General features: G+C 64.7%; 34 protein-coding genes, 1 tRNA gene and 1 pseudogene. 18 read left to right on the top strand and 18 right to left on the bottom strand.

Annotated features, from left to right (window positions below):
* Positions 1-98: 98 nt before the first annotated feature.
* Positions 99-980: a LysR substrate-binding domain-containing protein gene (locus AKN84_RS12360; RefSeq protein ID WP_050420968.1), complete on the bottom strand. Its 882-nt coding sequence runs from the start codon at positions 978-980 to the stop codon at positions 99-101.
* Between the two features lie 181 nt (positions 981-1,161).
* On the opposite strand from AKN84_RS12360, the gene AKN84_RS12355 reads away from it, so the two are divergent.
* The 8 genes from AKN84_RS12355 (at position 1,162) to AKN84_RS12320 (ending at position 10,284) form a co-directional block, all read left to right on the top strand.
* Positions 1,162-1,623, top strand: coding sequence for a (2Fe-2S)-binding protein (locus tag AKN84_RS12355; protein WP_050420967.1), 462 nt, complete (start codon positions 1,162-1,164; stop codon positions 1,621-1,623).
* A gap of 3 nt (positions 1,624-1,626) precedes the next feature.
* Entirely contained in the window at positions 1,627-3,804 is a 2,178-nt protein-coding gene (locus tag AKN84_RS12350) for a xanthine dehydrogenase family protein molybdopterin-binding subunit (RefSeq protein WP_050420966.1), read from the top strand.
* A gap of 77 nt (positions 3,805-3,881) precedes the next feature.
* On the top strand, positions 3,882-4,328 hold the full coding sequence (locus tag AKN84_RS12345; RefSeq protein WP_050420965.1) for a hypothetical protein: 447 nt from the start codon (positions 3,882-3,884) through the stop codon (positions 4,326-4,328).
* Between the two features lie 102 nt (positions 4,329-4,430).
* Complete coding sequence (locus AKN84_RS12340) at positions 4,431-4,832, top strand: FixH family protein (protein WP_050420964.1); 402 nt, start codon at positions 4,431-4,433, stop codon at positions 4,830-4,832.
* Positions 4,833-4,843: 11 nt separating this feature from the next.
* Positions 4,844-6,292 (top strand): efflux RND transporter periplasmic adaptor subunit, encoded by a 1,449-nt coding sequence (locus AKN84_RS12335; RefSeq protein ID WP_050420963.1) that lies wholly within the window; start codon positions 4,844-4,846, stop codon positions 6,290-6,292.
* Positions 6,289-9,456: an efflux RND transporter permease subunit gene (locus AKN84_RS12330; protein WP_050420962.1), complete on the top strand. Its 3,168-nt coding sequence runs from the start codon at positions 6,289-6,291 to the stop codon at positions 9,454-9,456. Before AKN84_RS12335 ends, AKN84_RS12330 begins: the two co-directional genes overlap by 4 nt.
* A 34-nt stretch (positions 9,457-9,490) precedes the next feature.
* Complete coding sequence (locus tag AKN84_RS12325; RefSeq protein ID WP_244485056.1) at positions 9,491-9,952, top strand: cupredoxin domain-containing protein; 462 nt, start codon at positions 9,491-9,493, stop codon at positions 9,950-9,952.
* Between the two features lie 29 nt (positions 9,953-9,981).
* Positions 9,982-10,284, top strand: a complete 303-nt coding sequence (locus tag AKN84_RS12320; RefSeq protein WP_050420993.1) for a copper-binding protein — start codon at positions 9,982-9,984, stop codon at positions 10,282-10,284.
* Between the two features lie 60 nt (positions 10,285-10,344).
* On the opposite strand, the gene AKN84_RS12315 is transcribed toward AKN84_RS12320, so the two are convergent.
* Positions 10,345-10,569 (bottom strand): GDCCVxC domain-containing (seleno)protein, encoded by a 225-nt coding sequence (locus tag AKN84_RS12315; RefSeq protein WP_050420992.1) that lies wholly within the window; start codon positions 10,567-10,569, stop codon positions 10,345-10,347.
* A gap of 169 nt (positions 10,570-10,738) precedes the next feature.
* Here AKN84_RS12315 and AKN84_RS12310 point away from each other — a divergent pair, with 169 nt between their 5' ends.
* Positions 10,739-11,017 carry a hypothetical protein gene (locus AKN84_RS12310; protein ID WP_050420960.1) on the top strand — a complete coding sequence of 93 codons (279 nt, stop codon included), beginning with the start codon at positions 10,739-10,741 and terminating at the stop codon, positions 11,015-11,017.
* Positions 11,018-11,192: 175 nt separating this feature from the next.
* On the opposite strand, the gene AKN84_RS12305 is transcribed toward AKN84_RS12310, so the two are convergent.
* Entirely contained in the window at positions 11,193-11,738 is a 546-nt protein-coding gene (locus tag AKN84_RS12305) for a tetratricopeptide repeat protein (protein ID WP_050420959.1), read from the bottom strand.
* Positions 11,739-12,022: 284 nt separating this feature from the next.
* Here AKN84_RS12305 and AKN84_RS12300 point away from each other — a divergent pair, with 284 nt between their 5' ends.
* The 4 genes from AKN84_RS12300 (at position 12,023) to AKN84_RS12285 (ending at position 14,526) form a co-directional block, all read left to right on the top strand.
* Positions 12,023-12,358, top strand: coding sequence for a His-rich protein BRANT (locus tag AKN84_RS12300; RefSeq protein ID WP_193399647.1), 336 nt, complete (start codon positions 12,023-12,025; stop codon positions 12,356-12,358).
* A 254-nt stretch (positions 12,359-12,612) separates the two neighbouring features.
* Positions 12,613-13,050: a hypothetical protein gene (locus AKN84_RS12295; RefSeq protein WP_244485055.1), complete on the top strand. Its 438-nt coding sequence runs from the start codon at positions 12,613-12,615 to the stop codon at positions 13,048-13,050.
* Positions 13,051-13,381: 331 nt separating this feature from the next.
* Complete coding sequence (locus AKN84_RS12290) at positions 13,382-14,101, top strand: outer membrane protein (protein ID WP_050420957.1); 720 nt, start codon at positions 13,382-13,384, stop codon at positions 14,099-14,101.
* Between the two features lie 185 nt (positions 14,102-14,286).
* Entirely contained in the window at positions 14,287-14,526 is a 240-nt protein-coding gene (locus tag AKN84_RS12285) for a DUF6719 family protein (RefSeq protein ID WP_050420956.1), read from the top strand.
* Between the two features lie 64 nt (positions 14,527-14,590).
* On the opposite strand, the gene AKN84_RS12280 is transcribed toward AKN84_RS12285, so the two are convergent.
* Positions 14,591-14,842: a hypothetical protein gene (locus AKN84_RS12280; RefSeq protein ID WP_050420955.1), complete on the bottom strand. Its 252-nt coding sequence runs from the start codon at positions 14,840-14,842 to the stop codon at positions 14,591-14,593.
* Between the two features lie 503 nt (positions 14,843-15,345).
* Here AKN84_RS12280 and AKN84_RS12275 point away from each other — a divergent pair.
* Positions 15,346-15,714 carry a hypothetical protein gene (locus AKN84_RS12275; protein ID WP_050420954.1) on the top strand — a complete coding sequence of 123 codons (369 nt, stop codon included), beginning with the start codon at positions 15,346-15,348 and terminating at the stop codon, positions 15,712-15,714.
* Positions 15,711-16,558: pseudogene (locus AKN84_RS12270) on the top strand (alpha/beta fold hydrolase). The gene AKN84_RS12275 and the pseudogene AKN84_RS12270 overlap by 4 nt, the downstream one beginning before the upstream one ends.
* 35 nt (positions 16,559-16,593) lie before the next feature.
* Here AKN84_RS12270 and AKN84_RS12265 read toward each other — a convergent pair.
* On the bottom strand, positions 16,594-16,914 hold the full coding sequence (locus AKN84_RS12265) for a muconolactone Delta-isomerase family protein (protein ID WP_050420990.1): 321 nt from the start codon (positions 16,912-16,914) through the stop codon (positions 16,594-16,596).
* A 338-nt stretch (positions 16,915-17,252) separates the two neighbouring features.
* Between AKN84_RS12265 and AKN84_RS12260 the strand changes: the two genes are divergently transcribed.
* Positions 17,253-18,410, top strand: coding sequence for a DUF2652 domain-containing protein (locus tag AKN84_RS12260; protein WP_050420953.1), 1,158 nt, complete (start codon positions 17,253-17,255; stop codon positions 18,408-18,410).
* A gap of 33 nt (positions 18,411-18,443) precedes the next feature.
* Here AKN84_RS12260 and AKN84_RS12255 read toward each other — a convergent pair whose 3' ends face one another.
* The 13 genes from AKN84_RS12255 to AKN84_RS12195 all read right to left on the bottom strand — a co-directional run bounded on the left by AKN84_RS12255 (position 18,444) and on the right by AKN84_RS12195 (position 23,966).
* Positions 18,444-19,019, bottom strand: a complete 576-nt coding sequence (locus AKN84_RS12255) for a hypothetical protein (RefSeq protein ID WP_050420952.1) — start codon at positions 19,017-19,019, stop codon at positions 18,444-18,446.
* A 134-nt stretch (positions 19,020-19,153) separates the two neighbouring features.
* Positions 19,154-19,372 carry a hypothetical protein gene (locus AKN84_RS12250; protein ID WP_050420951.1) on the bottom strand — a complete coding sequence of 73 codons (219 nt, stop codon included), beginning with the start codon at positions 19,370-19,372 and terminating at the stop codon, positions 19,154-19,156.
* Between the two features lie 115 nt (positions 19,373-19,487).
* On the bottom strand, positions 19,488-19,685 hold the full coding sequence (locus AKN84_RS12245; protein WP_050420950.1) for a hypothetical protein: 198 nt from the start codon (positions 19,683-19,685) through the stop codon (positions 19,488-19,490).
* 57 nt (positions 19,686-19,742) lie between these two features.
* The gene (locus AKN84_RS12240) at positions 19,743-19,925 is read right to left on the bottom strand and encodes a hypothetical protein (RefSeq protein ID WP_050420949.1); all 183 of its coding nucleotides are present in this window, start codon (positions 19,923-19,925) and stop codon (positions 19,743-19,745) included.
* A 53-nt stretch (positions 19,926-19,978) separates the two neighbouring features.
* Positions 19,979-20,167, bottom strand: coding sequence for a hypothetical protein (locus AKN84_RS12235; RefSeq protein WP_050420948.1), 189 nt, complete (start codon positions 20,165-20,167; stop codon positions 19,979-19,981).
* Between the two features lie 175 nt (positions 20,168-20,342).
* Entirely contained in the window at positions 20,343-20,588 is a 246-nt protein-coding gene (locus AKN84_RS12230) for a hypothetical protein (RefSeq protein ID WP_050420947.1), read from the bottom strand.
* Positions 20,589-20,657: 69 nt separating this feature from the next.
* Positions 20,658-20,891, bottom strand: a complete 234-nt coding sequence (locus AKN84_RS12225) for a hypothetical protein (protein WP_050420946.1) — start codon at positions 20,889-20,891, stop codon at positions 20,658-20,660.
* Positions 20,892-20,899: 8 nt separating this feature from the next.
* Positions 20,900-21,277 (bottom strand): hypothetical protein, encoded by a 378-nt coding sequence (locus AKN84_RS12220; RefSeq protein ID WP_050420945.1) that lies wholly within the window; start codon positions 21,275-21,277, stop codon positions 20,900-20,902.
* A gap of 142 nt (positions 21,278-21,419) precedes the next feature.
* The gene (locus AKN84_RS12215; protein WP_050420944.1) at positions 21,420-21,623 is read right to left on the bottom strand and encodes a hypothetical protein; all 204 of its coding nucleotides are present in this window, start codon (positions 21,621-21,623) and stop codon (positions 21,420-21,422) included.
* 808 nt (positions 21,624-22,431) lie between these two features.
* Positions 22,432-22,614, bottom strand: coding sequence for a hypothetical protein (locus AKN84_RS12210; protein ID WP_050420943.1), 183 nt, complete (start codon positions 22,612-22,614; stop codon positions 22,432-22,434).
* 198 nt (positions 22,615-22,812) lie between these two features.
* A complete protein-coding gene (locus tag AKN84_RS12205) occupies positions 22,813-23,127 on the bottom strand; it encodes a DUF5658 family protein (RefSeq protein WP_128970697.1) in 315 nt (104 codons plus the stop codon).
* A 167-nt stretch (positions 23,128-23,294) separates the two neighbouring features.
* Positions 23,295-23,369, bottom strand: a tRNA-Thr gene (locus tag AKN84_RS12200).
* Positions 23,370-23,531: 162 nt separating this feature from the next.
* Positions 23,532-23,966 (bottom strand): hypothetical protein, encoded by a 435-nt coding sequence (locus tag AKN84_RS12195; protein ID WP_050420942.1) that lies wholly within the window; start codon positions 23,964-23,966, stop codon positions 23,532-23,534.
* Between the two features lie 195 nt (positions 23,967-24,161).
* On the opposite strand from AKN84_RS12195, the gene AKN84_RS12190 reads away from it, so the two are divergent.
* Complete coding sequence (locus tag AKN84_RS12190) at positions 24,162-24,854, top strand: HoxN/HupN/NixA family nickel/cobalt transporter (protein ID WP_050420941.1); 693 nt, start codon at positions 24,162-24,164, stop codon at positions 24,852-24,854.
* 172 nt (positions 24,855-25,026) lie between these two features.
* Entirely contained in the window at positions 25,027-25,500 is a 474-nt protein-coding gene (locus AKN84_RS12185; protein WP_050420988.1) for a hypothetical protein, read from the top strand.
* The last annotated feature ends 1 nt before the right edge of the window (position 25,501 follow it).

Genomic DNA, 25,501 nt, shown 5'->3' with positions numbered 1-25,501 from the left:
GGTTTCGCAGGGACGACACCGAGTTTGCTGCTCGGCTCGTGAAGCAAACTTCCGCATTCTTGCGACACCTCTGTCCGAGTTGAGTTGCCCGCCGGGTCTCACCCATACGTCTCCACGATGAAGTCGATCAGGGCGCGAAGCTTCGGGGTCATCTTGCGGTTCCTTGGCCACAGGATCTGCCGTGCGCGGGCTTGCGTCGTGTAGTTCGGCAGCAGGACCTGAAGCCGGCCCGCGGCGATATCGTCGGCGAGCAGCTCGTCGCGCATCAGCACGATGCCGGCGCCGGCGAGGGCCGCGTAGCGGATGCCGAACGCGTTGTTGATGGTGAGGCGGCTCTCGACATCGACATGCACTTCGCCTTCCGGCCCGAAGAAGCTCCATCGCCGTGCGTCCGACCAGCCGGGATAGCGCAGGCAATCATGGTGGACGAGATCGCTTGGATGGATCGGCGTGCCGCGTTCGGCGAGATAGCTCGGCGCGGCGCAGACCACGCCGGTGTAGGGCGACAGCGAGCGCGACATCATGCTGGAGTCGGTCAGCGTACCGACCCGGATCGCGGCATCCAGGCCTTCCTCGAGCAGGTCGGCCATCTTGTCGCTGAGGACGAGGTCGACCGAGACCTCAGGATATCGCTTCATGAAGCGGACCAGCGCCGGCGCCAGGCTGTACGACCCGAAGGCGACCGAGGTCGCAACGCGGAGCTTGCCGCGTGGCGCGCTCAGGGCTTCCTCGACCAGCGCGTCGCCGGCCTCGGCCTCGACCAGCAGATGCTTGCAGTGATCGAGATAGCTGCGGCCGAGCTCGGTGAGGCCCTGCCGGCGCGTGGAGCGGTTGATCAATTGAGAACCGAGCCGGTCCTCGAGAAAACGGATATGCTTGCCGATCATGGTCGGCGATATCCGCAGCTCCTTGGCCGCCGCGGTGAACGAGCCGAGATCGGCGACGCGGGCGAACACGGACATGCTGGTCAGTCGGTCCATGATTATAAACCAATGGTTATTTCACTGCGGATCGAACCGCCGCTTCTAAGGCATAGCATTTCTATTTATTACCACGAGTGAGCAATTAGCGCGAGAATGCACGCGATTGCTTTGGAATGTGGCGGATCGCGCCGGGAGGGGCCGATCCGTGCGAGGGCTCGAACCAGGACAGGAGTGTCAGATGCCTTTCCAGATCACGATCAATGGGACCAGTCATTCGGTCGATGCCGACGGCGATACGCCGCTGCTATGGGTGCTGCGCGATGTGCTGGGCATGACCGGCACCAAGTTCGGCTGCGGCATGGCGCTGTGCGGTGCCTGCACGGTGCATCTCGACGACAGCGCGGTGCGCTCCTGCATCACGACGATCGACAGCATCGGCGATTCCAAGATCACGACCATCGAGGCGGTCGGCAAGACGCCGGCGGGTAAGAAGATCCAGGACGCCTGGCTCGCGCATGAGGTGCCGCAATGCGGCTACTGTCAGTCCGGGCAGATCATGTCCGCTGCCGCGTTGCTCGCAAGCAAGCCGAAGCCGACCGATGCCGATATCGACGACGCGATGTCGGGCAACATCTGCCGCTGCGGGACCTATGTCCGCATCCGCGAAGCCATCAAGCAAGCCGCGCAGTCGGGAGGTTGAGCCATGACGCTGATCGACAATTTGTCTGAGCGCGCCGCCGATCTGTCGCGGCGTAACTTCCTCCGCGCCGGTGCGATCGCCGGCGGCGGCCTGCTGCTCAGCGTGAGCCTGCCGTTCGCGGGCCGCGAGAGCGAGGCCGCAGCCGCCGATGGCTTCGCGCCGAATGCCTTCATCCGGATCGGTGCCGACGGCAAGGTGGTGCTGACCATGCCCTATGTGGAGATGGGGCAGGGCACCTATACCTCGATCCCGATGCTGATCGCCGAGGAGCTCGAGATCGGCCTGAAGCAGGTGCAGCTCGAGCATGCGCCGCCGAGCGACAAGCTCTACGCCAACCCGCTGATCGGCGTGCAGGCTACCGGCAATTCGAATGCGATGCGCGGCGCCTGGCTGCCGATGCGGAAAGCCGGCGCCGCCGCGAAGGCGATGCTGGTCGCGGCCGCGGCGAAGCGCTGGAACGTCGAGCCCGCATCGTGCCGCGCCGAGAACGGCGACGTGCATCACGCCGCCTCGGGACGCAAGTTGGGTTACGGTGAGCTCGCGACCGACGCGGCGCAGATTCCGGTGCCCGAGAATGTGACGCTGAAGAGCCCGGCCGAGTTCAAGCTGATCGGCACGCCGGCCAAGCGGCTTGATACGCCGTCCAAGATCAACGGCACCGCGGTCTACGGCATCGACGCGCGGCCGCCCGGGGTGAAGGTCGCGACGCTGGCGCAGTCGCCGGTGTTCGGCGGGCGGGTCAAGCGCGTGGATGATGCGGCGGCAAAGGCCGTCAAGGGCGTGCGCCAGATCGTGACGCTCGATGACGCCGTTGCCGTGGTGGCCGATCACATGGGAGCGGCGAAGAAGGGCCTCGCGGCGCTCACGATCGAGTGGGACGAGGGGCCGCATGCCAAGCTCGCCACGGCGGATATCGCGCGCGAACTCGAAGCCGCCACCACGAAGCCGGGCGCTGTCGCGCAGAACGTCGGCGACGCCGACAAGGCGATGGCGGGCGCAGCGACCAAGGTCGAGGCGACCTATCAGCTGCCGTTCCTCGCCCATGCGGCGATGGAGCCGATGAACTGCACCGTGCATGTGCGCCCCGATGGTTGCGAGATCTGGGTCGGCAGCCAGGCGCTCTCGCGCGCCCAGGCGGTGGCGGCGAAGGTGCTGAATCTCCCGCCGGAGAAGGTGGTGGTGCACAATCACCTGCTCGGCGGCGGATTCGGCCGCAGGCTCGATGTCGATGGTGTGATCCGCGCCGTGCAAATTGCCAAGCAGGTCGATGCGCCGGTCAAGGTGGTGTGGACCCGTGAGGAGGACATCCAGCACGACATGTACCGGCCGTATTGGTTCGACCGGATCTCGGTCGGACTCGATGCGTCCGGCAAGCCGGTCGCCTGGAATAATCGCTTTGCCGGTTCGTCAGTCATCGCGCGCTGGGCGCCGCCGGCGTTCCGCAACGGTCTCGACCCCGATACCACCGAAGGCGCGATCGATCTCGTCTACGACATCCCGAACTTCCACGTCGAATATGTCCGGGTCGAACCGCCAGGCATTCCGACCGCGTTCTGGCGCAGCGTCGGGCCCTCGCACAATGTGTTCGTCACCGAAAGCATGATCGACGAGATGGCGGCGGCTGCCAAGCAGGATCCGGTCGAGTATCGCAAGGCGTTGCTCGGCAAGTCGCCGCGCGCCAAGGCGGCGCTGGAACTCGCGGCGGCCAAGGCCGGCTGGGGCAGCAAGCTGCCTGCGGGGCGCGGACGCGGCGTGTCGCTGCAGTTCGTGTTCGGCAGCTACCTTGCGCAGATTGCCGAAGTCGAGGTTGCCAAGGACGGTTCGGTGCGTGTCCACCGCGTGGTCTGCGCGATGGACTGCGGCACCGTGGTCAATCCCGACACGGTGCAGGCGCAGCTGCAGAGCGGCATCAATTTCGGCGTCACCGCCGCGCTCTATGGCGAGATCACGCTGAAGGACGGTCGCGTCGAGCAGACCAATTTCGACAGCTACCAGATGCTGCGCATCGATCAGTCCCCGGCCATCGAGGTCCATATCGTGCCGAGCACCGAGCCGCCCGGCGGAATGGGCGAGACCGGGACCTCGGGAATCGTGCCGGCGATCAGCAACGCGATCTTCGCGGCGACCGGCAAGCGGTTGCGCAAGATGCCGGTCGATCCGGCGGTGTTGAAGCAGGCGTGAGGCGGCAGCGGCGCCACTGGCGCGATCGTGAAGTCGCGCGGATTTGCAGGTTCCGCTGATCCGTGCGACAAGCGGGCATGCATGTGAGGCGGCTCGTCAATCTCTGGATTCTGCTGTTCGTCGCGGCCGGGCTGTTGCTCGCGCCCGTGGCGCCGGCGTTTGCCCACATGATGCCGGATGCATCGGCCACGATGCAGGCGACGATGTCTGACCATCAGGCTATGTCGGACCACGCCATGTCCGGCCACGCAATGTCCGATATGGCCATGTCCGACGAAGCCGTGTCGGGGCAGGCGATGGCGGACAACATGCCGTGCTGTCCGGACCAGACCAAGAGCAAGGGTTGCGACGATTGTCCGTTCCTCGCGCTGTGCATGCTCAGCGTCTCGCTGCCGGCGCCCGGCGGAGCGATGTCGCTAATCGCGCGCGAGCCGTCGCAAAACGCCTTTGCGGCGGGCGACGACCGTCTGCTCGACGGGCTCGGCGCCAAGCCTCCGGATCATCCGCCTCGAACCAACGTCTGACAGGCGCTGAGAGTGCCTGATCGCTGACGCGTGCGCCCGATAGCGCGCGTGTCGCTGCATGCCGCTCACGCGGTTCATCAGACGTATCGAGGATCATCACCAATGAAGTCTTTCCACCTCGCGCGCGCCGCCGTGGCCGCGTTGATCGGCGTTGCCCTCACCCATGTGCCCGCCCACGCCGAGATCAAGAACTACGAGTTCCAACTGGTGCAGCCGACCGTCAAGGCCGGCGCCGACCGCATCGTCACGGTGCGGCTGGTCGACAAGAGCACCGGAAAACCCGTCTCCGACGCGATCATCTTCTCGACCCGACTCGACATGGCGCCCGACGGCATGCAGGAGATGGCCACCAAGGTGACGCCGATGCCGGGCACCGAGCCCGGGACCTACCGGTTCAAGGCGACCTTCGGCATGGCCGGCCGCTGGCAATTGTCGCTCGGCGCCAAGGTGCAGGGCGAGACCGGCTCGGTCGAGAATAAGCTCGTCGTCACGGCCGAGCAATGAGCCGCCGAGCAATGTGGCCCTTGAGATGGGCCGGCGCTGCTGCTGCGATCGCCGCAGCGGCAGGCGTCGCATGGACCGCCCGCGGCCTGCCGCCGCGGCCGGTGACCGCTGCCATCGTCTCCGCCGTGCAGGCGGCGGAGACGACTGCGCCGATCTATTACCGCGATCCCGATGGCAAGCCGCTCTACTCGGCGACGCCGAAGCAGACGCCCGACGGACGCGACTATCTGCCGGTGTTCCCGGAGAGCGATGCGCAGTCCGGCGAGCCCGAACCGCCGGCAAACGCGAAGTCCGCGGCCGCGAACAGCGAGCGCAAGATCAAATATTATCGCAACCCGATGGGGCTTGCCGACACCTCGCCGGTGCCGAAGAAGGATTCCATGGGGATGGATTACATCCCCGTCTATGACGGCGACGACAGCGACGACGGTTCGATCGCGCTGTCACCCGGCAAGATCCAGCGCAGCGGCGTGAAGTCCGAAGCCGCGCAGATGCGCCGCATCCGCACCCTGATCCGCGCGCCCGGCACGATCCAGCTCGACGAACGGCGCGTCTCCGTCATCGCGATGCGGGCCGAGAGCTATGTGCAGAAGGTCGCCGACGTCACGACCGGCAGCCGGGTGACGAAAGGGCAGCCGCTGATGGAGGTCTACAGCCCGGCGATATCGTCCGCTGCGGCCGAATATGTCGCGACCATCACATCGAAAGCGACCGCGGGCATCGAGCCCTACGGGCGAGGCTCCAAGCAGCGGCTGGCCAATCTCGACGTCCCCGAGGCCGTCATCGTCGACATGGAGAAGAACCGCACCGTTCCGATCGCCATTCCGTGGTTGTCGCCGCGCGACGGCATCGTGCTGCAGCGTGCCGCGATCGAGGGCATGCGCGCGCAGCCGGGTGACGTGCTGTTCCGGATTGCCGATGTCTCTGTGGTGTGGGCGCTGGTCGACGTTGCCGAACGCGACCTCGGCAACATCGTGGTCGGGCAATCGGTCACGGTGCGGGCACGCAGCTATCCCGGCCGCAATTTCGCAGGCCAGATCAGCGTGATCTATCCGCAGGTCAACAAGGAGACGCGCACCGCGCGGGTGCGGATCGATCTGGCGAATGCCGACCTCGCGCTGCTGCCCGACATGTATGTCGACGCCGAGATCGACACCGGAAGCGCGGCGCCGGTGCTGTCAGTGGCCGATAACTCCATCCTCGACACCGGCAGCCGGCAGATCGTGCTGCTCGACCGGGGCAACGGACGGTTCGAGCCGCGCGAGGTCAAGCTCGGACGGCGCGGCGACGGCTATGTCGAAATCCGCGACGGGATCGCGGAGGACGATGCGGTGGTGACATCGGCGACCTTCCTGATCGATGCCGAGAGCAATCTGAAGGCAGCGATCAAGGGCTTTGGCGAGACCGGCGAGAAGCAGGCGGCGGGCGGAAGCGAGATGATGGATGGAGGCAAGCCATGATTGCCCGCGTGATCGCCTGGTCGGCGCGCAATCTGCTGCTGGTGCTGTTCGGCACCGGCTTCGCGGTGGCCGCGGGCCTCTACGCGCTGCTGCATCTGCCGCTCGATGCGATCCCCGATCTCTCGGACACCCAGGTCATCGTCTACACCGAATATCCGGGGCAAGCGCCGCAGGTGATCGAGGACCAGGTCACCTATCCCCTGACCACGGCGATGCTGACGGTGCCGAAGTCGAAGGTCGTGCGCGGCTTCTCGTTCTTCGGCGTCTCCTTCGTCTATGTCATCTTCGAGGATGGCACCGACATCTACTGGGCGCGCTCGCGCGTGCTCGAATTCCTCAACAGCGCGGCGTCGCGGCTGCCGGCCGGCGTGTCGCCGACGATCGGTCCAGACGCGACCGGCGTCGGCTGGGTCTACCAGTATGCCGTGATGTCGAAGCAGCTCAATCTCGCCGACACCAGAACGATCCAGGACTGGAATCTGAAGTTCGCGCTGGCCAAGGCCGAAGGCGTCGCCGAGGTGGCCAGCGTCGGCGGCTTCGTCAAGCAATACAACGTGATCCTCGACCCGCAACGGATGCGCGACCGCGGCATCACCATGCAGCGGATGCGCGATGCGATCCGCGCCAGCAATGCCGATGTCGGCGGTCGCACCGTCGAGCTCTCCGAATTCGAATACGTCATCCGCGGCAAGGGCTATCTCAGGGATATCAACGACCTCGGTAATGTCGTGCTGAAGACCGACAATGGCACGCCGGTGCTGTTGCGCGACGTCGCCCGCGTCGAGCTCGGCCCCGACGAGCGGCGCGGCATCGCCGAGCTGAACGGCGAGGGCGAGGTGGCCAGCGGCATCGTGCTGCAGCGCTTCGGCATGAACGCGCTCGACGTGATCGAGAACGTCAAGAAGCGCTTCAGGGAGATCGCGACCAGTCTGCCGAAATCGGTCGAGATCGTGCCGGTCTATGACCGCTCCAACCTGATCTATGCGGCGATCGAGACGCTGAAGCGCACGCTGCTCGAGGAGAGCGTCGTGGTCGCGCTGGTCTGCATCGTGTTCCTGCTCCATGTGCGCAGCGCGCTGGTGGCGATCCTGATGCTGCCGGTCGGCGTGCTGATGGCGTTCGGCGCGATGAAGTTTTTCGGGATCGGCTCCAACATCATGAGCCTCGGCGGCATCGCGATCGCGATCGGCGCCATGATCGATGCGGCGATCGTGATGATCGAGAATGCGCACAAGCACCTGGAGCGCGCCAAGCCCGACCAGTCGCGTATCGCGATCCTGATCGAGGCCGCGGCCGAGGTGGGGCCGGCGCTGTTCTTCAGCCTGCTCATCATCACCGTGTCGTTCATGCCGATCTTCACGCTGGAATCGCAGGAGGGCCGGCTGTTCTCGCCGCTCGCCTTCACCAAAACGTTTGCGATGGCGGCGGCCGCGCTGCTGTCGGTGACGCTGGTACCGGCGCTGATGGTGATCTTCGTGCGCGGCAGGATCGTCCCCGAGCACAAGAACCCGATCAACCGCTTCCTGATCTGGATCTACCGTCCGGTCATCAACGGCGTGCTGCGAGCCAAGACGCTGGTGATCCTGCTGGCGCTCGGCGCGCTCGCCGTGACGGTCTGGCCGGCGCGGCAGCTCGGCACCGAGTTCATGCCCGATCTGAACGAGGGCACGCTGCTCTATATGCCGACCACGCTGCCGGGCATCTCGGTGACCAAGGCATCCGAACTGATGCAGACCCAGAACCGGATCATCAAGAGTTTTCCGGAGGTCGCCTCGGTCTATGGCAAGGCCGGCCGCGCCGTGACCGCGACTGATCCGGCGCCGTCGGAGATGTTCGAGACCGTCGTCAACCTCAAGCCGAAGGAGGAATGGCGCAAAGGCGTCAGCCTCGACGGTCTGATCGCCGAGATGGACAAGGCGCTGCAATTCCCGGGCGTCTCCAACGCCTGGACGATGCCGATCAAGGCGCGCATCGACATGCTCTCGACCGGCATCCGCACGCCTGTTGGCGTCAAGGTGATCGGCCCCGACCTTGGCACGATCGACAAGCTCGCGCGCCAGGTCGAGCAGGTGCTCAAGACCGTGCCGGGGACTTCGTCGGCCTATGCCGAACGCAGCCTCGGCGGCTACTATCTCGAGATCACGCCGAACCGCGAGGCGCTGGCGCGTTATGGCATCGCGGTGCAGGACGTGCAGGACACGATCGCGACCGCGCTCGGCGGTCAGAGCGTGACCACGACCGTGGAGGGGCGGCAGCGCTTCACCGTCAACATGCGCTACCCGCGCGATTTGCGCGACAATCCCAGCGCAATCGCCAGCGACATCCTGGTTGCGATGCCGGCCGGCGGCGCGGTGCCGCTCGGCGAGGTCGCTGATGTCAAGCCGGCGCGCGGGCCGAGCTCGATCCGTACCGAGAACGGGCAGCTTGCGACCTACATCTATGTCGACATCCGCGAGCGCGATCTCGGCGGCTACGTCGCGGATGCGCAGCGCGCGGTGCAGGCGAGCGTGGCGTTTCCGCCGGGCACCTATCTGGTCTGGAGCGGGCAATACGAATATCTCGAGCGCGCCGCCGCGCGGCTCAGGGTCGTCGTGCCGGTGACGCTCTCGATCATCTTCCTGTTGCTCTACCTCAACTTCCGCTCGGTGGCGGAGACCATGATCGTGATGCTGTCGCTGCCGTTCGCGCTGGTCGGCGGGCTCTGGCTGATGTGGGCGCTCGGCTTCAACCTGTCGGTTGCGGTCGCGGTCGGCTTCATCGCGCTGGCCGGCGTTGCCGCCGAGACCGGCGTCGTGATGCTGATCTATCTCAACCACGCACTGGAAGAGGCGAAAGCGCGCTGTGCCGCCGAACGGCGGACGGTCGGCCGCGACGATTTGCATCGCGCGATCATCGAGGGCGCAGTCGAGCGCGTCCGGCCGAAGATGATGACGGTGGTCGCGATCATGGCCGCCCTGCTGCCGATCATGTGGAGCACCGGTACCGGCTCCGAGATCATGCAGCGCATCGCAGTGCCGATGATCGGCGGCATGATCTCCTCGACCTTGCTGACGCTGATCGTGATCCCCGCGATCTTCGCCATCGTGAAGGGCATCGAGATCAGGGCGAAGGCGCCGGAACGAGAGATCGCTGCAACCGCCACCCGCCAGCAGCCGCAGTTGTGACCCGGACAACGCTTTTTTTGAAATGGAGAATCCAATGAAGTCTTTCACCACGATCGGCATCGCGTTCGTCGCACTGTCGGTCACCGCTGTGCCGTCGCGCGCACACGAGAAGCACAGTCACCAATCCTATTCGGCCGGCGAGCCCGGCGATCCCAGCAAGCCGTCGCGCACCGTCGAGGTCGAGATGAAGGAGATGGAGTTCACGCCGTTCCGCATCGAGGTCAAGCGCGGCGAACAGATCCGCTTCGTGATCAGGAATGCCGGCACCGAGGATCATGAATTCCTGCTCGCGACCACCGCAGAGAATTTGAAGCATGCCGAGGTGATGAAGAAGCATCCGCACATGGAGCATGACGATCCGAACGGCGTCCGTCTCGCGCCGAAGAAGAGCGCGGAGATCGTCTGGAAGTTCACCAAGGCAGGAACGTTCGAATATTCCTGCCTGATCCCCGATCACCGCGACTATGGGATGACCGGCCGCGTCATCGTGAAATGAAATCAACGATGAATGAAAGGACAACGATGATGAATGGGATCACCAGAACGGCAGGCGCGGTCACGCTCGCCTTGGCACTGACATTTGGCGCGGCGTTCGCGCAGGCCGCTGATATCAGCGGCGAGGTCAAGAAGATCGACGAGAGCGCGGGCAAGATCACGCTCAAGCACGGCCCGGCCAAGAGCCTCGGCATGGAGGAGCCGATGACGATGGTCTACCGGGTCAAGGATCCCGCGCTGCTCAAGCAGGTGAAGGTCGGCGACAAGGTCAAATTCGAAGCCCAGGAGGGCGACGGCGGCTACATCGTCACGGCGATCCAGAAGGCGAAGTGAGACGATGACCGGCGTCGCGGCGCGCGCGATGCCGGTCGATCGTACCGCATGGCCAGGTGCTCATTGGCCGCCGCATGCGGCATCGCCGCAGCATTTTCCGTCCGCCTGGACCGGAGGGCAGGGCACCGAGCCGTATGAGCAGAACACGCAGCAATCGCCGGCCTTCGGCTTGAGGCGGGTGTCGCAGCCCGCGCAGTCGTAGAAGAACTGGCAGGCGTCGGTCGGCATGGTCTCGGCCTTGGCGAAGCCGCAAGCCGGACAGGTCAGGGTGGAGACGAGTTGCATGTTGCCTTCGTAAGCTCTGTGCTTGGCGACCACAAGGACCCGAAAGGCCGCCGGCGGAAGCGGCGGCCTTCGATGATGTTAACTCTACCGCATCGGCGATAGGCAGCATTGGAACGCGATCGGCCCTGGCGCGTTGCTGTGCATCATTCGTGTGCAGAAGGCCCCCTCCATGACAGTCAACGCGGCAATACTGATGGTGGCATTGGTGCTGTCGGGAACCGTGTTGGCGCAGAGCTCCGGCCCGTCGGCCGGCTCAGCGGGGGCCGGGCAGGCCGCCAATGTGACCACCACCGGCCAGGCGATGAACACCAACAAGAAGACCGGCGACAGCGGCCCGCCGATCGAGAGGGCTGCGCGCCCGGCGAAGCCGGGGGAAGCTGCGGCCGGCAACACGGTCGGCGCCAGCCGTCCGCAAAAGCCCGACCGGCGCCTCGAGCACTACCCGTGAGGTTGAGGTCGAGGATGGGTAGAGCGTAGCGAAACCCATCAAGTGTGCCCGCCCAGCGAATGATGGGTATCGTTTCGCTCTACCCATCCTACGAAACCACCCATCCTACAGGGCAGCAAAAAGCCGGCGCGTCACGATGACTGCGCCAGCTTAATATTCTGAACGGGTCGCTTGCTTAGTAAACCAGGCCGGTGCCCGGGGGCTTCTCCAGCGCCGCGGCGAGCGAGCGATATTCGTCGCTGTTGGTGCCGGCGAGCTGGGCGATGCGGTTCAGATGGTACTGCGCCTGGTCGCGGTTGCCCTGTTCGACCTGCCAGAGGCCGTAATACTGCCAGGTGCGCACATGGGCCGGATCAGCCTTGAGCGCGCGCTCGTACCAGATCTGCGAGACCTTGTAGTCGCCGAGTTTGCGATAGGAGTAGCCGATCAAATTGGCGACGTCGGCACGGTCGTCCTGGCCGAGCGCCTTCAGCTGCTCGATCGCGACGGTATAGTCGTGCTGGTCGTAGATCGCGGCATAGGCGGCGTGGTAGCCGGCCAGGAACTTCTGATCGTCGATCGCGGAGCTCTTGTCCTTCTTCGCCTTCTTGCCCTTGCTGCCGCTGTCGGACGCCGGCGGCGAGGGATTCTCGCCGCCCGCGGCGTAGGCCGAGATGACCGGCCCGGCGGCGAGCGTCATCGAGAGCACTGCGAGGCTTAGAAACTTCGTCGTCTTGCTCATTCCTGGTTGCTCCTGATCGTTCCTTGATCGTGCTCGGTAATCCTACACCCAAGCCTGCTGAGTTGAACACCCAAGGGTGCAGAACATTCCCGGCCGATCCCACGATTGCGTGAGGCCTGCGACCGGCAAGGGCGGGCAACATGACCAAGATGTCATTCACATGAATGAATTCCGTCCATGTCCTTCAGAACGGGTTCAGTGCGCGGCCCCTAAGGTCACGTGCATTGATCGGTGAGGCCGACCATCCGGCCGGAGACCTCTCGATCCCGAAGAGGAGGACCACCATGTTGAAGACGATTTCCGCCGCGCTGCTCGCCATGTCCGTGATTGCAGCGCCCGCGCTCGCCGCCGAAACCGGCAAGACTGCTGCGCCCGCGCCGGCGACCACCACCGCCCCGGCGACGACTGCCCCGGCAACCAAGGCCGCCCCGGTCATCAAGAGCGAGCAGGTCCCGTCGAAGGTGCGTAACGCCAACGCCAAGATGCACCACAAGCACTATGCCCATCACCGCCACCACAAGCACATGGGCATGCTGAAGGTGAAGTCGCCGAAGCACGCGACCAAGCACGTTCACGCCAAGGTCGCGACCAAGCACGTCGTGCCGGCCAAGCGTGGCTGATCGAGCACGGCTGAACTGATCTCGAATCTGATCCTGGGGGCGTAGTTCGCTCCACATTGCCCCGCTGCGCCCTCCGCGACAAAGGCAAAGCCTTTGCGCAGGGATACAGAACCGGCCCGTCCGTCCATTGCTTCCCCAATGGCGGCGGGCCGGAGTGCGTCCGGGCGCCGGCTTCTGGGCCTGGTGCGCCGGAATAACCGAGTTGCGAATTCCCTTCCGCCGCCCGGCGGTTTATGAGACGCGGCCGGGGCAACATGAAACAGCTGACTTTGCGGACTTCATCACAACTGGCGGCGATCCTGCTGCTCTCGCTGCCGCTCGCTGGCTGTCTCACCAGCGACGACGGCGGTTCGACCACGTTCACCGACGATCGCGGCGTCGCCAACCAGCCGTTTCCGGACCGCTACCGCGAACAGATCGTGGCCTTCATGCGGACCTACCTGAACAATCCGGTCGGGGTCCGCGAGGCCGGCATCGGCGAGCCGGTGCAGCGCACGGTCGGCGGCCGGCTGCGTTACGTGGTCTGCCTGCGCTACAGCGCCAAGGATACCGACGGCAATTACCGCCCGGTGCGGGAGCGCGGCGTCATGTTCGTGGACGGCCGGCTCGACCGCATCCTCGACAACGCCGCCGAGGCTTGCGCCGGTGCGTCCTACGCGGCCTTTCCGGATCTGGAAAAGATGTCGCGCTAGGCATGATCCGGAAAAGTGCGAAGCGGTTTTCCGAAAGGATCATGCCCACTTCTAAGGCGCGGCTGCTTGTCGCAGGCCTGATCGAAACGTTAGCGAACTCCGATCACTTTTCGGGGAGCGCTGAACTTCACCTTAGCCGTTTGCGACTTAGATACAGCCAAAATACGGCTGCTTAACCGGTGAAAAAACCTTCTGTGCCAAGGAACAAACGGGCGTTGTTGCGACCCCGTTACAGCTCAGAAACATCACGGGTCCGGCATTGCCCCAAAGCAACCTAATTGGCGTCACGTTGTTTGGCTTAACAGCGCAGCGTTAGTAACGGGGATCAGAAATGAAGAAGTTTTTGCTCGGCACAGTCGCGCTGGCCGCCCTTGCGGGCCCGGCATTTGCGGCTGACATGCCGGCTCGCACCTATACCAAGGCCCCGCCGCCCTATACCGCACCGGCGCTCGTCTACAACTGGACCGGTTTCTATATCGGCGGCCATGTCGGCGGCGCGTTCACCGACGGCACCAACCTGATGGGCAGCGATGCGCGCTTCATGGGTGGCGTGCAGGGCGGCTTCGACTATCAGTTCGCGCCCAACTGGGTGATGGGCGTCGAGGCGCAGTACTCCTGGCTGCCCAGCTCCTCGAACAACAATGGCGTGCTGCTCCCGGGCGGGACGCTGGTGACCGGGAACACCGACCAGCTCGGTTCAGTGACCGGCCGCCTTGGCTACACCTGGGGTCCGGCGCTGCTCTACGCAAAGGGCGGTTATGCCTGGCGCGACAACAACAACATCTCGGCGACGGTCGGCGGCGTGCCGGCGGCCTTCACCACCGATGGCGGCCACAAGGACGGCTATACCGTCGGTGCCGGCCTCGAATACATGTTCGCCCCGAATTGGTCGGCGAAGGCCGAATACCAGTACTACAATTTCGGCAAGACCAACTTCACCAGCGGCCCGGCCGACCTCGTCGGCACCAGCTTCCGGAACGACGAGCATACCGTCAAGGTCGGGGTCAACTACCGCTTCGGCTGGGGCGGTCCCGTGGGCTCCCGCTACTGAGCGCGGTTTCGCTGCAACGAGATCAAAGGCCGGCCCTCGGGTCGGCCTTTTTTGTTGCCCCACGCCTTGCCCATTCAGCCGGTGTTCACGCCTGATCGTGCAATGCAAAAAATAATTCCTGCATTGCACGGAACTTTCATCGTGTTCCGCTATTATGCGATCGCCGGGCTGGTGGACAAACAAACATGCGTAGCTTTGCGTTAGGGCTGATCCTCTCTGCGGTCTCCGTGCCGTGCCTTGCCCAGACCATCCTCAAATCCGAACCCTTGGCGCTCGCGCCTTACGAGGTCGTGTTCGTGCAGGATTCGTCCTGCTCGGCCGGCAAGGTGCTCAAGGTGACGGGCGCGATCCGGGGCCTGCATCGGCGGAAGACCTGCGTGTCGCTTGCCGCCGAACAGGCCTCGCTGGCAACCGCGACGCCGTAGGGGGCAACGCGACCATCGTACCAGCACCCGGTTCGCCCATGCGCACCGGGCGATCCGCCATCCCTTAGTTCAGCCGCGGCTCCTGCCGCGCTTCCCGATCGGCATCGGCCTTGTTCTTGACCGGGTCCTCATTCGGCTCGAGCTGGCAGGGCCGGATCTCGTAATCATTGTCCAGCACCGGGCGCGGCGAAGGCGTCTCCTCCTCGGTGATGGCATCCACCACCAGGCCCGACTTCCGGGCCAGCTTCCAGACGTCAGCCTCGGTCGGATACGCCTTGCTCAGCTTGGCGTCCTGATAGAACAGCGCGTACGGCATTTGTCGTTTCCCCAATCAGCGACAACGCCAGTGGCCGTCCCGGGTTTCGGGAAGATCGCCTCGTTCCAATCACGGAACCGTGAGCTCGGACATGCGGCAAGCATCTGAAAATATGAGTCATTTCGGTCCTTTCGCCGCAGGGGCCTTGAGTCCTTAACGGGTCGTAAACCCCGGAAAAAAGAATCCCCGGGACTCTCCGGGTAGAATCGCCGGATGCTCCGGCCCATGAGAGCGATCCACCTGTCCCCCTACGAACGCGTGCAGCTCGCGCTTGCGGTTGCGCTGCTCGCGGCCTGCGCCGCGAACGTGGCGCTGGTCTGGTCCTGGCTCTAGCTTCTCCTTTACGCGGACCGGTTGCCGGCCTTGCCGGACGGGGCAGCCAGCGAAAACGCCTCCGCCACGCCTGTAGCGATTGACGGCTCAGCCATTCCTTCCATCATTGCCGCAGAACAAGCGCCCGCTGCGGTCTGCGCGGACGGGCCGCCAAGCGGGGTGGAGCAGATATGATCGAGATGCTGAAGGAACGGGTCAACGGCGACGCCGGCCTGGTGCGGCGCGGCCGCTATCTCACCACGACATTCCTGCTCGAGATCGGCAAGGCCGCCTGGCTGATCGCGATCCATGAGGGCCGGATCCTGTCGGTGACCAAGGGGCCGTTCGTGATGCCGTCGTCCTCGTTCGCGCTGCGCACCTCGGACGAGGAGTGGGACAGGTTCTGCGAGCTGAGGCCGCCGCCCGGCTCGAACGACCTGATGGCGCTGATCAAGCGCCGCGTGCTGAAGGCCGAGGGCGAGCTGCAGATCTTCATGGCGAACCTGCGCTACTTCAAGGAAGCGCTCGGCAAGCTGCGCCGCGAGGGAGCCGCCGCATGAGCGCCAAATTCGAGCCGATCATCGGCCGCTACATGCATCTCGAACTGTCCGGCCGGGCGCACCGCGTCTATGTCGAGGAGGCGGGCGAGGGCACGCCGCTGCTCTGCCTGCACACCGCGGGCGCGACGGGCGGCAATATCGCGGCCTGATGAACGATCCGCGCGTTACGCGCAACCATCGCGTCATCGCCTTCGACATGCCCTGGCACGGCAAGTCGTCGCCGCCGCAAGGCTGGCACGACGACGAGTACCAGCTCACCTCGGCGCAATACACGGCGATGATCCTCGCCGTGATCGATGCGCTCGACCTCGACAAGCCGATCGTGATCGGTTGCTCGATTGGCGGCCGGATCGCGCTGCACCTCGCGCTCGAGCATCCCGAACGCTTCCGCGCCATCATCGGCCTGCAGGCCGGCGCGCATGTCGATCCCTATTACGACCTGAATTTCCTGCACCGGCCTGACGTGCATGGCGGCGAGGTCGCGGCCGCCATCGTCTCCGGCCTTGTCGGCCCCGACGCGCCCGACAGCGAGAGGTGGGAGACGCTGTGGCACTACATGCAAAGCGGGCCCGGCGTGTTCAAGGGCGACCTCTATTTCTACAAGATCGACGGCGACATCCGCGCCCGCGTCGCCGAGATCGACACCAGGCGCTGCCCGCTGTTCCTGCTGTCAGGCGAGTACGATTATTCCTGCACGCCGGAGGAGACGCTGGCGGTGGCCAGCAGCATTGCCGGCAGCGAGGCCACCATCATGAAAGGCCTCGGCCATTTCCCGATGAGCGAGAATCCGGGCGAGTTCTTGCAGCATCTGTTGCCGGTGCTGGAGAAGATCGGCGGGCGCTAAAGCGCGTACGACGTCCAAATCGGGCACGGCCTTCCTCAAGGTTTCGGCTGCATGCCCTGCAAGAAGCGAAGCGGATTGAGCGGGCCAATCGGGATCAGCTCGAAGCTCATCATATGGGCTTTGCCCAGCGGCAGCTTTTCGAGCATCTCGTGCGCGACGGCCGGATCGGTGACGTTGATGATGAAGGCGACGCCCGGCTTTCCCTGGAGCGAATACCACTGCTCGATCTTGCCATCGAGGTAGAGCTCGACGGTTTCGCGAACTTCCTCCGGCAGGACGGCACGCACCTGCGATTGCTCAAAACCGGGATTGATGGTCCCGATCGCGAGAATTTTTGTCGTCGGCGTCGTTTTCATGACAGCTCCTTGCGCGTTTGCGGAATTGAAGCCGACAAGGCAGCCAACAACTGCCAATGCGGCGGCAGAAGCGAATTTCATGTTGTTTCCCCTCTGTGGTGTCGCTCAGGGCGATCGGGTGAACCCGTTGGCAGCGCATCGCCCACAAGACAGCCGGATCAGCCTTGAAGCGCCGCGCCGTGATGTTGACAGGCTCGCCGGGACAGGCCCGTGCGATGCCGGAATCCAGCGCGTCCGGCATCGGAAAGCAACGATAATCGTGGCCCTGGACCGCGCGGCGGGATATGACAACTGCGCATCCACGCGTATGGCGTGAACCGGTTGCGCTGGAGGTTTTGATGCTTCCGAAAGCTGAAGCGGCATATTTCGCGATTGCCGACATTTCCGGCTACACCAACTTCCTCGCCGCGGTCGAACTCGACCATGCTCAGGATATCATCGCCGATTTCATGGACGCGGTGGTCAAGGGGCTGCGCCCGCCGTTTCGCCTCGCCAAGTTCGAGGGCGACGCTGCGTTCGTCTACACCACCGCCGAGACGATCGACGGCTCGCTGCTGCAGGATGCGATCGAGGGCGCCTATTTCAAGTTTCGCCGGCGCTTGCGCGACGTTCGCCAGGCCTCGACGTGCGAGTGCAAGGCCTGCGTCGCGATGGGCGATCTCGATTTCAAGTTCGTCATCCATCACGGCGAGATGGTGAAGCAGAAGATGGGCGGCCGGGAAGAACTCGCCGGGCGCGATGTCATCCTGGTCCACCGGCTGCTCAAGAACACGGTTGGCGAGAAGGTCGGCGGACGCGCTTACGCGCTCTACAGCGATGCGGCGATCCGCGCCATGGGCGTCGATCCGGTGGCGCAGGGTCTCGTGCCGCATCAGGAAACCATCGACATCATCGGCGATGTGACGCTGTGGGTCCGCGATCTCGAAGCCGCGTGGCAGCAGCACGATGCGCAGACGAGCACGGAGGTGACGCGCGCCGACGCCTGTGCCGTGCTGGAGTTCGACATCGCCGCGCCACGGCAGGTGGTGTGGGAGTTTCTCACCGTACCCGGGCAATGGCGCAAATGGTGGGACGCCGACGACATCGTCGAGCATTCGGGCAAGGGACGCCGCGGTGTCGGCACACGGAATCATTGCGCGCACGGCAAGCATACCAATGTCGAGGAGACGCTCGACTGGCGCCCGCACGATTACTTCACGGTCGGTATCACGCTTCCGATTCCCGGCGCGCCGCGGATCGTGATGACCCGCGCCGTTCTCGATGGTCCGGACGGAACGACGCATCTGGAGCTGCGGATCGCGAAGCCGAAGCCGAAGGACAAGGCCTTCGTCGATGGTGCTGCGGGCAAATTCGCCGAACGCATGACCCAGGCGGTGGCCGGCCTGCGTTCGATGCTGGAAGGGCAGCAGCCTGCTCTCGCAGTGGAAGAGCCGGCGCTGACGCAATCGGGCGGACGCTTCCTGACCGAGCCGCTGAAGTCGGGCGCGCAGGGCTGAGAGTCGACGAACGGTTCGGAGAAGGGGCGCCAGTTATTTACCGGAGCGCGGCAGTTCGCTGTTGTCGCGGATCGCGGCGCGGACCTTGGCCATGGTCGTGGTGCAGTATTCCTCGCGCTCTTTCAGGAAGCGCTGCTGCTGCGCGCGGAAATTGGCAACCCGTTCCCGCACCTCGGACCCGAAGTCGCCGCGGATGTCGAGCTTCGGGAAATGCGGCGGCTGCTCCGGCGGCGGGACCTCGACGACCGTCACCGCCAGGGGCGACGGAGCGGGGGGCAGGCCCTCGAGCACGGTCGGCACCGGAAGCGGGGGCGGCATGACGACCCTGGGGGCCTCGGCCGCTGCAGGCCTGAGCTCCGGCGCGACCTTTGTCTCCGAGGCCGCCTTTGTCTCCAGAGGCGCCCTTGTCTCCAGAGGGGCCTTTGTCTCCAAGACTGCTTCGAAGGCTGCCTCGGTGGCGGTCGCCGGGGCGGCAGGCTGCGGGGCGGGCGTCGCGGCGGTCCGCTGGGCAGGCGCCGGCACCTCGGCGTCGGGCAGCTTGCCCTTCACCGACTGTACGAAGGCCATTGTTTGCGCGATCAGGAGATCGCGTTCTTTCATCCACTTCATGGCGCACCTTGAGCGCGCGGATTCCAGCAAAGCAACCGCGCGGAATCAAGCGCCGGCTATCATGATGGTTGACGAAGACGGCTGTTTCACAGGTGCGGTGACATAATTGTGACATTGCCGGGGCGGGAGCACCGTCAGCGCTGGCGGGGATTGGTGTTCGGGACGAACGGGGTACCGACGATCCGGACCGGCGCCTGGCGATGTGCCGGCGCTTGATTCGCAGCGGACCGGGGCGCGGTGTTGGCCGGCGCGGGTGCCGGATCGAGCAGGGCGACGATGCCGGCAGCGGCCAGGCTGAGCAGCGTGAAGCTGCCCAGAAGCAGTAAATTGCGGTTGGCCTCGCATAGCCTCATGCGGGGAAAATCGCTTGAGGGCGCATAATGTTCCGAACAAATCCTCAAGGTGCTTTCGCAGTTTGGCCGCGGCCTTGAGGAAGTGCTTCAGGGGCCGATGCTCTGGGCGCCCCGATCAGAAAGTGAGCCAGCCGAGCGGCACCAGGATCGCGGCGGTGATGGCCCCGGCAAGCGCGAGGCGGCCGATCTTGTGAAGGGTCGATATCTGCGACGGGGCGCGATGCGGTTGCCGATCCAGCCACCGGCCAAACCGCCGGATCGGCAGGCCCAGGATCGATCCGAGCAGAAAGAGGATGCCCTCGAGTGCTTCCAACCGTGTCCCTTGCGTGTGAATTTCCTGACCGCGACCCGTGAGCGGGATGGGGCAGCCTTAGTGGGCGGTCACCGCCTCGACGGGCGCCGGTTCGGCGCTCCGGGCCTCGATCAGGTCGGCGTAGCGGCCATATTCCTCGGCCATTTCGAGCAGCTTTTCGCGCACCGCGGCGTCGGTGACTTGGCGGGCCAGCCGCCGCGCCTGATCGGACTGGAAGCGGTAATGTGCTGTGTCGGACATGGTGGGCTCCTCACACATGTGTAAGGGCCATCCGGCAAAGGTTCATCAAGGCGTCATTGGAGGGTCTGGGAACGTCCGGTCAGCGCAGACGCGGCTGCGTTCCCTGCTTTGTCCTCGCGGACCTCGACTTCGAACCAGCCCATCTCCTTCAGCTCGCGTGCCTTCTTCTCGGCCGCATCTTCGCTGTCGCGCTTCAGCACGATTTGGCTGGTGCCATCCCGGGCAAGGATCAAATAGGTCATTGGCTGAGTCCCATCCCGCATTCTGCATACCCCGTTTTGGACCGCAAGGACAGAAGCAAGACGAGGGATGGGTGAAGCTACGGGGATGATCCCACGATTCCTGCCAAGGCGCAGTGCGGCGGGTGCTGCTTGCGGCCGGCCTCGGTGTGCGGGGCCGGTTCGGGAGCTGGACGCCTCAGCGCTTCACCACCACATCGATGTGGCGGTTCCTGTCGTCCCACCGGCCGCTCTGCAAGCAGCTCTGCCGGTAGCTGTCGCAGACGGCGAGATCGCCACCATGGGTGCGATTCCAGGTCTTGCAGGTCGAGGCGATGTACGAGCAGGTGCACTTGCCCGATGCGCATTGGCGCTCGACGGCAGTTTCGGCGGATGCCGCTGAAATGGTGGCGGCGAAGGCGACAAGCAGGATCAGCGATCTCATGGTAACTCCCAGGGATGAAGAAGGCCTGATCGGCGACAGGATCGAGCCGGTCGGGGCTGGTGAAGTGGTCTAACGTTGCGTGCAGACGAAGCGGGTGCCGTTCTTGGTCGTGCCGGTGGCGCGGGTACCCTTCTTCGCAACCGGATAGTTGTTGCCGGTCGAGAAGCCGGTCAGGTGGATGTAGGCGGTATCCCCGCCATCGTACGACCCCGAGACCAGTCCGGGTGCCGAGCATGTCCACCCGGCGGCGCCTGCCGGGATGCAGCCGATGGCAAGCAAGGCGACGGCCAGTGCGATCTTCATGGCCGCCTTCAGAAGCTTGAACCATTGCGGCGTCGAACGGTGACGTTGATGCCGTTCTCCGCCATGCAGCCCTTGTAGGCCATGCCCTGGGACTCGCTGGCCTTCATCGCGTTCCACTGTGCGGCGGTGACGCCGGCCTGGGCGAGGCACTTGGCCTTCACCTTGCCGGCGTCGGCCCGGCCGCCGCTGTCACGGCAGAGCCGGTAGGGGCCGGCCTTCGAGGCCGGCACCTGATAGGCGCGCCACTGTTCGAGCGTGAAGCCGTACTTCTTCATACAGGCCAGCGCCTGCGGTGAATCGTTGCGCTCCTCGGCGAGCGCCGATCCAGCGAGAACGGCCGATCCGGCGAAAATCGTCAAGGCAAAGGCAGCCGAAAGCAATTTCATGAATATCCTCTAAGATTGAAAAAATTACAATTTACATGCTTACATTGTGCCGGCAGGTGCCGTCACCGCGAACGTCAGAAAAAGCCCGATACGTTGCTGCGATTGAGCGGGCCGCAACGGCCGCGCCTGAACACCGCTATGATCACCTGGTCTTTTTCTGCTTGCCGGTACATGCCTGCAATTCGGCGTGGCGCTGGCCATTGTCCATCCCGCCTTCCGGCTTCCGCTTGTAGGAAGCCGCGCAGCACGCGGCCGAGTAGCCGAACTGGCTGGTGCACTGGACGGGGAAGGCGAAGGCGGTCGACGAATAGGCAAGCAGAAGCGCGGCAACAAAGGTGGTTCGCAAGATCTTCTCCTGAAAATTCGGCGGCTCTCCGGGGCGGGCCCGATCAGCCCTGCGCTAGTCGTGATAGAGCCGACCGGCGCACCGGAGTACGGCACATCGCAGCACGTCTTCGGCGCAACAGATTGCGGGGAGCCTTTGCTGGAAAGGCGGTGGCGGGAAGCGGCAAAGCATAAAACAAATTTCCGGCGTGCAATTGCCGCGGATCACGGTACTGACATTGTACCCAGAGGTAGAGGCACCGGAACCGTACACTGCGGGACGGATTCCACAAGGGCTCCGTCGCGATCGCCCGCCACGACGTGATGCGCGCAAGCGTGATGATGTCTCTCGTTCAATTGAGCGTCCGGCATTGGGTGATCCAACCCGCGCCTTGGGAAGCGGCCTCTGTGCTTGATTGAACGTGCCGGTGCGGAACACCGGATGAATACGGCTCCCCCTGTACGTCGTGGGCAATCAGGCGTAGCGCTTTGAGTGAATCGGAAATACGTGCTCGGCTGGCCCTCGGGACGACGCTCGGCGTGAGCCGCAAAAAACCCGGATGGAGGACTCGATGCCCAGGCATTTCGGTTTGAAGGCAACATCCGCGGCAGGACGGTCTGCATTCACGGGATCATCGCGAGATCTGCAGCAGCGGACCGCGTCGGCAGCAGCATCGAAGAACCACACTGCAGCCAGAGCACCCGCGTCAAAGCTCTCGTCGCCGTCCGCGGAGCTGCCGTTTTCTCCCGCGAGCTGGCGGGGCTGCCGTGGCCGGCGGTCCATCTCGCTGGACTGAAGATCCACGCGACGAGGCATCGCCGCCCAGTCTTCATGGCTGGGACGGGTCGTACTTTTTCTCGCGCTTCAGGTCCATGCGCTCGATGCGTTCATCGATCAGCCGATTCAGCCTCTCGTCCTGCAGCGAATCCTTCCTGAACAGCCCGCCATGCAGGCGATAGGCGATGAGCAGCAGCACGACCGCCGCACCCACGAGATAGTACGACCAGTCCATCGTCAGAACAGCGCCTGGCAGCCTCTATCGTCGCAATGCACCAAGGGTAGGGCGAGTTCGGGCGCCTTGTCCAACGCTATCCTCGGCCGCGCCTGCCGAACATGTTTCCAAATATCAACGGGATGTGATAGCCGTAACATCGAGAGTGCCGGCAAATGAGGCCCAGGCGGCGTTACCGGCGTCGAAGCGCAGGCCGGCTCAGTTGGAGCCTGCGAGGATGATCAGATTGTTGTAGACGGGCGTTGCGATGAAGGCGACCACATAGGCCATCTGGCGTTCGCTCTTGCCGCGCCACAGCATCCACATCACGAGATAGGTCAGGCCCAGCTTGGCAATCAGCCACCATTCACCCATCCATTCCTGAGTGAAGCGCATGATCGGGTTCAGTTCGCCCATTCCGCGCTGCAATATCTCGTTGGTGGTGATGAGATCCGAGTAGCCCATCAGCAGGGCTGAGACCAACAGCATTGCCTTCAGCAAAGAAGTTCTCGCCCGCAGCTGCTTTTCCGTCATCCGGTACCTGCCCGAAATCCGCGTATGGCTGGTTGTTCCACAATTTTGCGGAATGTTTTCCGTAAGCGCAAGCCTCCGCGACCTGGTTGTCCAACGCCAAGGCGTGCAGACCGCGCTGCAAACCGCCGTTCGACGGCGCGTGCGACGGGCTAGCATGGAGGGAGGGCTGGTGCCGGCTGAGGGGATTGAACCCCCGACCTTCAGTTTACAAAACTGCTGCTCTACCGCTGAGCTAAGCCGGCGACATGGGAATGATTTGCGCGCTCGCATAGCAGACTTGGCGGGCCAGAGCCAGAACCTGGGGGCCAGAACCCGGCAGCTCCGACGGCCCTTTCACTTCCACCGGCAGGCGGCAAAAAGGCGGCCCGAAGGCCGCCTGTTGCGCCGTCAACGTTACGCCTGAGCTATTGGCAGGGGTGCTGGCGGCCATCGCTGCCGCGGAACCAGGTGCCGGGGGTGCAGACAAGGCCATTCTGCCGCACATATTCCGCGCTGCCCATCGGGGCGCGGCCATAATAGTCGGGGCCGCCGAACGGGGCGGTCGCGATCGCAGCCGCCGTGCCGACCGCGCCGCCGACCACGGCGGCCGCGACGCCGGCGGGGCCGCCGTCATACCGGTTGTAGCTGCCTTGCCAGTCGCGATCCCGCCGATAGGTGCGTTGATGATAGGTGGTGCGCGTGGTGCCCGGTGCCATGGTCTGGCATCGCGCGTTCGGGTCGGCATTCGAGCAGCGCGCGGCGGTACCGATGGTCTGTTGCGCCATCGCGGGGCCGGCCAGTACCGAGGCGAGCACGGCTGCTGCGCCCAGGAGGGCGCCACGCATCTTGAGCTGTGTCATGCAAGGTCTCCTCTCGTCGTTGTGACGGGCTAATCTCGCCGCGCCGTGCCTGTTCCGACGCGGCCTTGGCCTGCGTTCAAACCAGTGTGAAGTTCCGCAACTCTCGCGCATGATGCGTTCCGGATCATTGGGATTTGACGGGAATTGCATGTACAGCGGTGTTCGATCTGATGTCGACGCTGGCGCGGGGGATTGATGTTCGGAATCTTGAGTCTTGGCTTTCTGCTCGGCATGCAGCATGCGCTGGAGCCGGATCATATCGCGGCGGTATCGAGCATCGCGGCGCGCCGCAGCCATGTCGGTGATATCGTCAAGCATGGCCTGACCTGGGGCCTCGGTCACACGCTGACGCTGTTCATCTTTGCCGGCGTGGCGATCCTGCTCGGCCGGGCGATCCCCGAAACGGTTTCGCAGCCGATCGAGACTGCGGTCGGCGTCATGCTGGTCGGTCTCGGCGCGCATGTGTGGTGGCGGCTGTGGCGCGACCGCGTGCATTTCCACAGCCATTCGCACGGCGACACCACGCACTTCCACGCCCATAGCCACGCGGGCGAGACCGGGCCGCATGTCAGTGTCGTGCACAGCCACGCGCACGGCTTCCGCTGGCGCACGCTGCTGGTCGGCCTGATGCACGGCATGGCGGGCTCGGCGGCGCTGTTGGTGCTGACGGTGTCGCAGGCGCCGAGCCCTGCGATCGGGCTAGGCTATGTCGCGCTGTTCGGCGTCGGCTCGATGATCGGCATGGGCGTGCTGTCGAGCGTGATCGCGGTGCCGCTTGCGGCCTCGGCGCGCTGGCTGACCTGGGCCAATCGCGGCCTGCAAATGGCGGTCGGCGCGGTCACGATTGCGATCGGCATCCACTCGATCATCGAGAACGCCTTCACCTGACCCTGCGCCTCGCCCGGGCGGCCGTTAACGATTTCTGATCCCGCTCGGCCGCATTGACCGGATGCCGATGCTTACGCGTTAGGCTTACCGGCAGTTTGGCCTGCGCCCTTAACCCTTCCGCCAAGCCGTTGGATTAGGCTGCAGCTGGAACAATTCGGGGCGCTGGGTGAACATGCGCGCAAGTCTTGCGCTGGCGATATTGGCTGCGACGACCTCGACGGCACTGGCCGGCGGCGGCTTCGACATCGTCGTGCCCGTGCGCCCCGGCATGACCATCATCATCAATGGCGTCGACGCGACCTACGCCGTGGTCGAGAGCGCGATGGGGCTTGCCCGCAACGACTCGCTGGTGCCGACCGTCTATGGCGGCCGACCGATCAGTCCCGAGCCGAATGTCGGCCACTATTATCCGAGCCTCGGCCGCATGCCGGGTTATGGCCGCCTTGAGATCGAGCCTCCGGCCAACCGCCGGCTGCCTCAGCCGGCCGAGAGCTATCACCAATCGTGGGGGGCGCAATCCGCGCCGCTGCCGGCGCAGTCCAACGTGCCGGTCGATCCGCCGCCGGTGATCTATGCGCCACAGTTCAATGGGCCGCGGCCGCTGCCGGGCCCGCCGATGCGGCCACCGCGACCGAGAGGCCCCTAAA

The organism is Bradyrhizobium tropiciagri (assembly GCF_001189845.1).
GTDB classification, from domain to species: Bacteria; Pseudomonadota; Alphaproteobacteria; order Rhizobiales; family Xanthobacteraceae; genus Bradyrhizobium; species Bradyrhizobium tropiciagri.
Note: the sequence above shows the minus strand (reverse complement) of the source record. Positions and strands in the feature narration are given on the sequence as shown.